The 10,595-nt window shown below is 75.8% G+C and carries 8 protein-coding genes and 1 pseudogene; 2 read left to right on the forward strand and 7 right to left on the reverse strand.

The window, feature by feature from the left end:
• From ACYVKY_RS16175 to hppD, 5 genes are all read right to left on the reverse strand, one after another.
• The coding region (locus ACYVKY_RS16175; RefSeq protein ID WP_460436016.1) for a Rho termination factor N-terminal domain-containing protein at positions 1-284 on the reverse strand (284 nt) is incomplete at its 3' end.
• A 262-nt stretch (positions 285-546) separates the two neighbouring features.
• On the reverse strand, positions 547-1,464 hold the full coding sequence (thrB, locus tag ACYVKY_RS16180; RefSeq protein WP_460436017.1) for a homoserine kinase: 918 nt from the start codon (positions 1,462-1,464) through the stop codon (positions 547-549).
• Between the two features lie 24 nt (positions 1,465-1,488).
• Positions 1,489-2,568, reverse strand: coding sequence for a threonine synthase (thrC, locus tag ACYVKY_RS16185; protein ID WP_460436018.1), 1,080 nt, complete (start codon positions 2,566-2,568; stop codon positions 1,489-1,491).
• A 1-nt stretch (position 2,569) separates the two neighbouring features.
• Positions 2,570-3,910: a homoserine dehydrogenase gene (locus tag ACYVKY_RS16190; protein ID WP_460436019.1), complete on the reverse strand. Its 1,341-nt coding sequence runs from the start codon at positions 3,908-3,910 to the stop codon at positions 2,570-2,572.
• Between the two features lie 61 nt (positions 3,911-3,971).
• Positions 3,972-5,171: a 4-hydroxyphenylpyruvate dioxygenase gene (gene hppD, locus ACYVKY_RS16195; protein WP_460436020.1), complete on the reverse strand. Its 1,200-nt coding sequence runs from the start codon at positions 5,169-5,171 to the stop codon at positions 3,972-3,974.
• A 157-nt stretch (positions 5,172-5,328) separates the two neighbouring features.
• Between hppD and ACYVKY_RS16200 the strand changes: the two genes are divergently transcribed.
• Together ACYVKY_RS16200 and ACYVKY_RS16205 are read left to right on the forward strand one after the other, a co-directional pair.
• Positions 5,329-5,829: an Lrp/AsnC family transcriptional regulator gene (locus ACYVKY_RS16200; protein WP_460436021.1), complete on the forward strand. Its 501-nt coding sequence runs from the start codon at positions 5,329-5,331 to the stop codon at positions 5,827-5,829.
• A 65-nt stretch (positions 5,830-5,894) separates the two neighbouring features.
• Positions 5,895-8,507: a bifunctional diguanylate cyclase/phosphodiesterase gene (locus ACYVKY_RS16205; protein WP_460436022.1), complete on the forward strand. Its 2,613-nt coding sequence runs from the start codon at positions 5,895-5,897 to the stop codon at positions 8,505-8,507.
• A 1-nt stretch (position 8,508) separates the two neighbouring features.
• Here ACYVKY_RS16205 and ACYVKY_RS16210 read toward each other — a convergent pair whose 3' ends face one another.
• Entirely contained in the window at positions 8,509-10,314 is a 1,806-nt protein-coding gene (locus ACYVKY_RS16210) for a DEAD/DEAH box helicase (protein WP_460436023.1), read from the reverse strand.
• Between the two features lie 70 nt (positions 10,315-10,384).
• Positions 10,385-10,595, reverse strand: a pseudogene (locus tag ACYVKY_RS16215) (protein kinase domain-containing protein); the annotation flags it as partial.

Below are 10,595 nucleotides of genomic sequence, written 5' to 3' on the forward strand. Positions count from 1 at the left end.
GCCGCGACGGCGCGGCGGGAGCGGCGCGCGGGCCGCTCGGTCGCGGGCTGCACGGCCGCGGTGGCGACGCCGGCGCGAGGCGCCGAGCCGTTCGCGGAGGCGCCGCCGCCCTGGTGGCTGCGGATGGCCTCGAGCAGGTCGCCCTTGCGCATCTTCGAGGTGCCCTTGACGCCGAGCTCGGACGCGAGTGCCTGGAGCTGCGGCAGGCGGAGGCCGGAGAGGGCTCCCCGGGTGGCCGCGTCGCCGGAGTCGGCGGGTGCGGCGGTGGTGGTGGTGTCGGTCACGAAGGTCCTTCCCCCTCGTCGGCGGCCGGGGCGGGACCCTCGGCCGGGAACCGGCGGTGTCAGAGACGCCGGTGGTGGGAAGCCACGAGCAGGGACGCGACGCGCGAGGACTGCGTGCGGGCCGGGCCCGGGATCTGGTGGCTGTGCCGTCGGTTCGCGGGCCGTGGAGACGGCCGGCGGTACGTCGACGTGCTCACCATAACACCAGGCACCCCACGGGGTGTTCCTGACCACGCCGCTCACCCGTCCGGACCCGCGCGGGTCACGGGGTCGTCAGGACGGCACCCTCCCGGTCGACCCCGGGGTCGAGCACCCGCCAGGCGGGCAGCAGCGCCGCCGCCCGGGCCGGCAGGTCTGCGTCGGCGGTGCCGAGCACCAGCAGGCTGGGCCCGGCGCCGCTGACGACCGCGGCGAGCCCCTCGCCGCGCAGCAGCGCCAGCGCGGTGGCGGCGTCCGGCATCGCGGGGGCCCGGTACGCCTGGTGCAGCCGCTCCTCGGTGGCGGCGAGCAGCAGGTCGGGATGGCGCGACAGCGCCTCCACCAGCAGCGCGGCCCGTCCGGCGGTGAACGCGGCGTCGGCGTGCGGGACGGTCGGCGGCAGCATCGCGCGGGCCCGCGCGGTCGACAGCTCGGCGTCCGGGACGGCGACCACGCAGGCCAGGTCGGGGTGCGGGTCGACGCGCACGGCGCGGGCGGCGCCGGCCCCCGTCCACCCGATGGTGATGCCCCCGAGCAGCGAGGCGGCCGCGTTGTCGGGGTGCCCCTCCAGGTCGGTCGCGACCTCGAGGGCGGTGCCGTCGTCGAGCAGGTCGGGACGCTCGAGCAGCCCGCGCGCGGCGACGACGCCCGCGACGACCGCGGCCGCGGACGACCCGACGCCGCGCCCGTGCGGGACCCCGTTGCGGCAGCGCAGCACCAGGCCCGGCTGGTCGGCGCCCACGCGGGCCAGCGCGGTGCGCACCGAGCGCACGACGAGGTTGGTCTCACCGGTGGCGATCTGGGCCGCGCCCTCGCCCTCGACCTGCACGCGCGCGCCGAGCGCGGGGTCGACGGCCTCGACCTCGACCTCGTCGTGCACGGCCAGCGCCAGGCCGAGCGAGTCGTAGCCCGGCCCGAGGTTCGCGCTCGAGCCGGGCACGCGGACGACGGCGCGCGCGCCCTCGCGCAGCCGCGCGGTCACGGAGCCGACCTCACGGAGCAGGCCTCACAGGCCCAGGGCGTCGGCGACCGACACGACGTCGACCTGCACCCGCCGCGGCTCGACGGGCGTGCCGTCGAGGTCCTGCATCGCCCACTGCGGGTCCTTGAGCCCGTGGCCGGTGACGGTGACGACCACGCGCGACCCGGCGGGCAGCAGGCCGGCCGCGTGCCGCTTGAGCAGGCCGGCGACGCCCGCGGCCGACGCCGGCTCGACGAACACGCCGTCCCGGGACGACAGCAGGCGGTGGGCGGCGAGGATCTCGGCGTCGGTGACGGCCTCGACGACGCCGCCGCTGCCGTCGCGGGCGGCGACGGCCTGCTCCCACGAGGCGGGGTTGCCGATCCGGATGGCGGTGGCGATGGTGTCGGGCTCGTCGACCGGGTGGCCGAGGACGATCGGCGCCGCGCCGGCGGCCTGGAAGCCCCACATGGCCGGCGTGCGGGTGGCCGGACCCGGCTGGTCGGACGTCGTCGTGTACTCGCGGTAGCCCTTCCAGTACGCGGTGACGTTGCCCGCGTTGCCGACGGGCAGGCAGTGGATGTCGGGCGCGTCGCCGAGGGCGTCGACCACCTCGAACGCGGCCGTCTTCTGCCCCTCGATGCGGTAGGGGTTCACCGAGTTCACCAGCTCGACCGGGTAGGCCTCGGCCAGCTTGCGCGCGACCGTGAGGCAGTCGTCGAAGTTGCCTGCGACCTGGAGGATCTCGGCGCCGTGGGCCACCGCCTGGCTCAGCTTGCCCATCGCGATCTTCCCGTCGGGCACGAGCACCGCGCAGGTCATGCCGGCAGCCGTCGCGTACGCCGCGGCCGAGGCGCTGGTGTTGCCGGTGGACGCGCAGACCACCGCCTTCGCGCCGAGCTCGGCGGCGCGCGTGATCGCGCTCGTCATCCCCCGGTCCTTGAACGACCCGGTCGGGTTGCAGCCCTCGACCTTGACGTGCACCTCGCACCCGGTGAGCGCCGACAGGTGCCGGGCGTGCACCAGCGGCGTGCCGCCCTCGCCCAGCGTCACCGCCGGCACGCCGGCCGCGAACGGCAGCCGCTCGCGGAACTCGTCGACCACCCCGCGCCACGCGTGCGCCACGTCAGCTCCCCTCGACCCGCAGCACCGACGCGACGGCGTCGACGACGTCCAGGCCCGCGAGCGCGCGCACGGTGTCGCTGAGCGCGGAGTCGGGGGCGGTGTGCGTGACGACCACGAGGGCGGCGCGGGTGCGCGTCGTGCCGTCGTCGTCCTCGTCGGTGACCAGCGTCTGGCGCACGGTCTCGATCGAGACCTCGTGGTCGGCGAACACCTGCGCGACGGCCGCGAGCACGCCCGGGCGGTCGGCCACGTCGAGGCGCACGTGGTAGCGGGTGCTCACCTCGCCCATCTCGAGCACGGGCAGGTCGGCGTAGGTGCTCTCGCCGGGGCCGCGCCCGCCGACGACCCGGTGCCGGGCCACGGCGACCACGTCGCCGAGCACGGCGCTCGCGGTGGGCTGCCCGCCCGCGCCGGCGCCGTAGAACATCAGCGACCCGGCGGCCTCGGCCTCGACGAACACGGCGTTGTAGGCACCGCGGACGCCGGCCAGCGGGTGCTCGCGCGACAGCATCGCGGGGTGGACGCGGACCGAGACCGCCTCTCCCCCGTCGGTCCTCGACCGCTCGCAGATCGCCAGCAGCTTCACGACGCACCCGGCGGCCTTGGCGGCGGCGACGTCGGCCGCGCTCACGCTGGTGATGCCCTCGCGGTGCACGTCGGCGGCACCCACGCGGGTGTGGAACGCCAGCGAGGCGAGGATGGCGGCCTTGGCGGCGGCGTCGAACCCCTCGACGTCGGCGGTGGGGTCGGCCTCGGCGTAGCCGAGCGCCTGCGCCTGCTGCACCGACTCCTCGAAACCCGCTCCGGTGGAGTCCATCTGGTCGAGCACGTAGTTGGTGGTGCCGTTGACGATGCCGAGCACGCGGTCGATGCGGTCGCCCGCCATCGACTCCCGGACGGGCCGCACGAGCGGGATGGCGCCCGCGACCGCGGCCTCGAAGTAGAGGTCGACACCGTGCTCGTCGGCCGCCTCGTAGAGCGTGGGGCCGTCCTCGGCGAGCAGCGCCTTGTTGGCGGTGACGACGCTCGCGCCGTGCGCCATCGCCTCGAGCAGGAGGGTGCGGGCCGGCTCGATGCCGCCGATCACCTCGACCACGACGTCGGCCCGCCGCACCAGCCCGGACGCGTCGGTGGTGAACAACGCCGGGTCGACGTCGAGGTCGCGCCGGCGCCCGGCCCGGCGCACCGCGATGCCGACGAGCTCGAGCGGACGGCCGACGCGGGCGGCGAGGTCGGCCGCGTTGGTCGTCAGCAGCCGCGCGACCTCGGTGCCGACCACGCCGCAGCCGAGCAGCGCGACCCGCAGCGGGGCGCCCTCGCGTCCGTCACCCGAGTCCGTCACCGGGCGATCCTCTCGCGCGTCCACGGGTTGACCGCACGTCGTCCCGCCATGCGGACAGACCTCAGAGGTTGCCGCGGCGCTCCTGCTCGCGCTCGATCGCCTCGAACAGCGCCTTGAAGTTGCCCTTGCCGAAGCCGAGCGAGCCGTGCCGCTCGATCATCTCGAAGAACACGGTCGGGCGGTCGCCGATCGGCTTGGTGAAGATCTGCAGCAGGTAGCCGTCCTCGTCGCGGTCGACCAGGATGCCGCGCGACTGCAGCTCCTCGATGGGCACGCGCACCTCGCCGATGCGGGCGCGCAGCTCGGGGTCCTCGTAGTACGAGTCCGGGGTGTCGAGGAACTCCACGCCCTCGGCGCGCATCGCGTCGACGCTGGCGAGGATGTCGTTCGTCGCCAGCGCGAGGTGCTGGGCGCCGGGGCCGCGGTAGAACTCGAGGTACTCGTCGATCTGGCTCTTGCGCTTGGCGACGGCCGGCTCGTTCAGCGGGAACTTCACCCGGTGGTTGCCGTTCGCGACCACCTTCGACATCAGCGCCGAGTAGTCGGTGGCGATGTCGTCGCCGATGAACTCGGCCATGTTCACGAAGCCCATGACCCGGTTGTAGAAGTCGACCCACTCGTCCATCCGGCCGAGCTCGACGTTGCCGACGACGTGGTCGAGCGCCTGGAAGATGCGCTTCGGCGCACCGGGACGCGGCTGGTGGGTCGAGGACCGCCGGACGTAGCCGGGCAGGTAGGGCCCGGTGTAGCGGGAGCGGTCGACCAGGGTGTGCCGGGTGTCGCCGTAGGCGCCGATCGCGGCGATGCGCACGGTGCCGTGCTCGTCGGTGACGTCCTCGGGCTCGCGCAGGACGGTCGCGCCCTCGCGGCGGGCCTGCTCGACGCAGCGGTCGACGTCGGGCACCTCGAGGGCGATGTCGACGACGCCGTCGCCGTGGGCGCGGTGGTGGTCGTGCAGCGGGCTGTCGGGGTCGACGCCGCCGTTCAGCACGAACCGGATCGAGCCCGAGCGCAGCACGTACGAGTGGTGGTCGCGGTTGCCGGTCTCGGGGCCGCTGTAGGCCTCGAGCCGCATGCCGAACGCCGACTGGTAGAAGTGCGCGGCCTGGGTGGCGTTGCCGACGACGAACACGATGGCGTCCCAGCCCGTGACCGGGAAGCGGTCGGCGTCGGCGTCGTACTCCACGAGCCCGACGAGCTGCTTCAGCTGGTCGAGGTCGAGGTCGGCCAGGCGCTCGGCGGGGGTCAGGTCGACGGTCACGGCGGGCCTCCACAGGAAGTCGGGCACGGGAAGACGGGTCGGGTGCGCCCCCACTGTCGGGGGCGGTCGCCCGGCTGGGCAAGCGGACGCTGCCCTCCTGGGCAGGTTGTACAAACTGCGCTGTGCCCGGCGGCCCCGACCGGGCACACTGCCCAGTGTGAACGCCGAACCGAGCAGCCCACCGCGTCCGGTCGACGAGCTCGACGCCCGCCTGGTGCAGGCGCTCGCGCGGGCGCCGCGCACGGGGGTGCTCGAGCTGTCCCGGCTCCTCGGGGTCGCGCGCGGCACGGTGCAGGCCCGCCTCGACCGGCTGCTGCGCACCGGCGTGCTGTCGCTGCAGCCCGTCCTCGACCCCGCCGCGCTCGGCTACCCCGTCACCGCCTTCCTCACCCTCGAGCTGCACCAGGACACCGGCCGCGACGCCGTCACCGCCCAGCTGTCCGGCATCCCGCAGGTGCTCGAGGCGCACACCACCACGGGCACCGGCGACCTGCTGGTGCGCGTCGTGGCCCGCGACAACACCCACCTGCAGCAGGTCATCGACGCGGTCGTCGCGACGCCCGCGGTGAGCCGCACCTCGACCGTCATCGCGCTGCAGGACGTCGTCCGGCACCGCACCGTCCCGCTGCTCGACGAGGCCACCGCGGGCGCGCCGTGACCACGCCCGCGAGGCGACCACCCCTCGCGCTCAGGTCGGGCCCGGACGGAGCCGATGGACCAGGGGTGTGGACGTTGCAGCGCGCGCCGCTCGGCGCCGCCCGTGCGGCGCTGCTCGCGTGCGCCCTGGTGGTGGCCGCCTTCGTGCCCGTCTTCGTCCGGCCGCCCGGCGTCACCGTCGCGGTGTTCTGGCCCGCGGCGGGGCTCGCGCTCGTCGCCCTGGTGGTCACGCCGCGCCGGCACTGGGCCCGGGTGTGCGCGGTCGTGCTGCTCGGCACCGCCACCGGCAACCTCCTGGCCGGGCGCGACCTCGGCCCCGCGCTGCTGTTCGGGTCGGCCAACACCCTCGAGGCCGTCGTCACCGCCACCACGTTCCTGCGGCTGGGCAGCCAGCGGTACCAGCTCGAGCGGCTGGCCGACGCCTGGAACCTCGTGCTCGCCGCCCTGCTCGGCAGCCTGACCGGCGGCCTGGTCGCCGCGTCGACCGCGAGGTTCGTGCTCGACGGCGACTTCCTCACCTCCTGGGGCACGTTCGTCGCGTCCCACCCCGCGGGCATCCTCATGGTCGCGCCGGTGCTGCTGCTGCGGCCCGGGCCCCCGGCCAGGGTCAGGACGCTCGAGCAGGTGCTGCACGTCGTCGCGCTGCTCAACGCCGTCACCGCGGCCTACTGGCCGCACGGGCTGCCGCTCGGCTTCCTCCCCCTCCCCGTGCTGGCCTGGGCGGCGGCCCGGTTCGGCTCGCGCACCGCCGCCGCGGAGATGCTCCTGGTCGGCAGCGCGGCCACCGTCGCGACCGTGTACGGCGTCGGTCCGTTCGGAGGACCCGCCAGCGCCCCCGTGACGACCGCGACCCTGCAGGCGTACCTGCTCTCCCTCGGCGTGATCATCGCCGTGCTCGGGCTCACCGTCGACGACGTGCGGCGCAAGGCGCAGGTGCTGGCCGCGGGCGAGCAGCTGTTCCGGCGCACCTTCGACGAGGCGATGCTCGGCATGCTGCTGCTGCAGGTGCTGCCCGGCGGCGCCGCCGCCCAGGTGCGGCGCTGCAACCCCGCCGCCTCCGAGATGCTCGACCGCCCGGCCGAGGAGGTCGTCGGCCACCCGCTCGAGCGGCTGCTGCACCCCGACTCGGCCGCGGTCTACACCGGCGCCCTCGACCGCGTCCTGGCCGGCGAGCTCGGCACGTGGCACGGCGAGCTGCGCCTGGCCGGCGTCACCGACGGGCCCGAGGACGGGCCGTCGCGGGAGCGCCGCGTCGCCGTGACCCTGTCGCCGCTGCGCGACAGCGACGGCGAGGTCGAGCGCGTCACCCTGCAGATGCAGGACGTCACGGCGCGCCACCACGCCGAGGCCCGGCTCATCGAGATGGCGCTGCACGACGCCCTGACCGGCCTGCCGAACCGCACGCTGCTGCGCGACCGGCTCGGCGAGGGGCTGTCCGCCGCCGAGGGCGACGACGGCGCCGGCGGACGGCTCGCGCTGCTGTTCTGCGACCTCGACGACTTCAAGCTGGTCAACGACTCGGCCGGCCACCGGGTCGGCGACGCGCTGCTCGTCGAGGTGGCGCGCCGCCTCGGCGCCCTGCGTCCCGACGACACGGTCGCCCGCCTGGGCGGCGACGAGTTCGTCATCCTGTCGCCCGTCGGCCCGGGCGACCCGCTCGCCTACACCGACGACCTGGCCGCCCTCGTGCTGGAGATGCTCACCGCGCCGGTCGAGGTCGCCGGCGCCCGCTACCGGCTGTCCGCGAGCATCGGCATCACCCTGTCGCGGCCCGGCAGCACGCCGGAGTCGCTGCTGCGCGAGGCCGACTCGGCGATGTACCAGGCCAAGCGCACCGGCAAGAACCGCAGCGCGTGGTTCACCGAGGAGCACCACCTGCAGGCCCGCCGCCAGCTCGAGCTCGCGCAGGAGCTGCGCACCGGGCTCGAGCGCGGCGAGTTCGTCCTGCACGTGCAGCCCGTGGTCGACCTGCTCGCCGGCCGGGTCGTGGCGGGCGAGGCGCTGGTGCGCTGGCGCCACCCCGAGCGCGGGCTGCTCGCCCCGGGCGAGTGGCTCGACGTCGCCGAGGCCTCCGACGTCATCCACGCGCTCGGCTCCTGGGTGATCGACGAGTCGTGCCGGCTGGCCGCGGGCTGGCGGGAGGTGCTCGGCGACTGCGCGCCCGCCGTGCACGCCAACGTCTCGGCGCGCCAGCTCGGCCAGGGCACGCTGGTCTCCGACGTGCGCACCGCGCTCGCGCGACACGGCCTGCCCGGCACCGGCCTGGTGCTCGAGCTCACCGAGACCCAGCTCGACCACGCGCACGCGGCCGTCCTGAGCGAGCTGGTGCAGCTGCGCGCCGTCGGCGTCGGCCTGGCCGCCGACGACTTCGGCACCGGCTACAGCTCGCTCACCCGGCTGACCGAGATGCCCGTCGACGCCATCAAGATCGACCGCGCGTTCGTCGCCCGGATGCACGACGACGACCGCGCCCGGGCCGTGGTGTCGAGCCTGGTGACGATGGGCGCGGCGCTCGACGTCGCCGTCGTCGCCGAGGGCGTCGAGACCCACGAGCAGGCGCAGTCGCTGGCCCGGATGGGCTGCCACCTCGCGCAGGGCTACTGGTGGAGCCGCCCGGTGCCCGACGAGGACTTCGTCGCGTTCGTGGCCGGGCGCGTCGCGGCGGTCGCCGCCGGCTGAGTCAGCCGCGGCCGACGAACCGCGAGCGCAGCAGGTCGATGCGGGCCTGGATCTGCTCCTCGCTCGCCCGCGCCACCTCGCCGCCGCCGCTGCGGGTGCGCAGGTCGGCGTGCACCACCCCGTGCGGCTGCCCGGTGCGCCGCGCCCAGGCCGACACCAGCGCGTTCAGCTCCTTGCGCAGCGCGGCGAGCCGGCGGTGCGCGGCCTCCGACCGCTCCACCTCCTCGCGGGGACGCGGCGCCGCGCGCCGGCTGCTGTGGTCGCGCTGGTGCTGGCGCAGCAGCGTGGTGACCTGGTCGGGGTCGAGCAGGCCGGGGATGCCGAGGAAGTCCTGCTCCTCGGGCGAGCCGATGTCGGCGCCGGTGCCGAACTCGCCGCCGTCGAACAGCACGCGGTCGAAGGAGGCCTGCGCCTCCAGCGCCTGGAAGCTGCCGAGCAGGTCGTCCGAGGCCCCCTCGGCCTGGTTCGCCCGGGCGACCAGGCCCTCCTCCGGGCTCCAGTCGAGCCCGTCGTCCTCGCGCGGCGAGCGGTCGAGCGCGTGGTCGCGCTCGGCCTCCAGCCCGCCGGCCAGGCCGAGCAGCGTCGGGACGCTCGGGACGAAGATCGAGGCGGTCTCGCCGCGCCGGCGGGCGCGCACGAACCGGCCGACCGCCTGGGCGAAGTAGAGCGGCGTGCTGGCCGACGTCGCGTAGACGCCGACGCACAGCCGCGGCACGTCGACGCCCTCGGACACCATCCGGACCGCGACCATCCAGCGCTGGTCGCCCTCGGCGAACTCCTCGATCCGCGACGACGCCCCGGAGTCGTCGGACAGCACCACGACGGGCGGCTCGCCGGTCACCTGCCGCAGCACGGCCGCGTACGCGCGCGCGGTGGGCTGGTCGGACGCGATCACGAGCCCGCCGGCGTCCGGCACGCCGCGGCGCACCTCGGTGAGCCTGGTGTCGGCCGCCTGCAGCACCGAGGTGATCCACTCGCCGTCCGGGTCGAGCGCGGTGCGCCACGCCTGGGCCACCTGGTCCTGGGTGAGCGGCTCGCCGAGGCGGGCGCTGATCTCGTCGCCCGCGCGCGTGCGCCAGCGCATCTGCCCGCTGTAGGCGAGGAAGAGCACGGGCCGCACCACGCCGTCGCGCAGGGCGTCCGCGTAGCCGTAGGAGAAGTCCGAGCGCGACCGGCGGACGCCGTCGGCGTCGGCCTCGTACCGGACGAACGGGATCGCGGCCGTGTCGGACCGGAAGGGCGTGCCCGTGAGCGAGAGGCGGTGCGGCGCAGGGGCGAACGCGTCGCGGATCGCGTCGCCCCAGGACAGCGCGTCGCCGCCGTGGTGCACCTCGTCGAGGATCACCAGGGTGCTGGCGGCCTCGGTGCGCGAGCGGTGCAGGTTGGGCCGCGCCGCCACCTGCGCGTAGGTGAGCGCGACGCCGTCGTACCCGGCGGCGTGGGTGCCCTGGTTGTTGCGGAAGGCCGGGTCGAGCTGGATGCCGACCCGCGCCGCGGCGTCGGCCCACTGCCGCTTCAGGTGCTCGGTGGGCGCCACCACGGTGACGCGGCGCACCCGGCCGCGCTCGAGCAGCTCGGTCGCCACGCGCAGGGCGAAGGTGGTCTTGCCGGCGCCGGGGGTGGCGACGGCCAGGAAGTCGGTGGGCAGCGCGGCGAGGTACTGCTCGAGCGCGGCGGCCTGCCACGCACGCAGCCGCGAGGCGGTGCCCCAGGCGGCGCGCTCGGGGTAGGCCGGTGACAGGTGCGAGGCCGCCGCCGAGCTGGCGTGCACGGGCAGGCCGGACTGCTCGGACGGGGAAGGGCTCACGATGTCCCGAGGCTACGTGACGGCCGGCCCGCGGGTCCGCCGGGCTCGCCGGGGTGGGACCCGACCGGTGTCAGGACCCGCTGCCCAGCAGGTCGGACACCAGCCCGACCAGGCAGCACGACAGCAGCAGGACGGTCCCGGTGATCCCCACGACGAGCGGCCAGCGGGGACGCCGGGCCGGCCTGCCGGGCCGGGCGGGTCGGACGGTGCGCCCTGCCGGCTGCGGACCGGGCGCGGCCGCACCGGGCGGCGGGGGCGGCGCCCAGGTGGGCGGCGCCTGC

The organism is Angustibacter speluncae, from assembly GCF_054777815.1.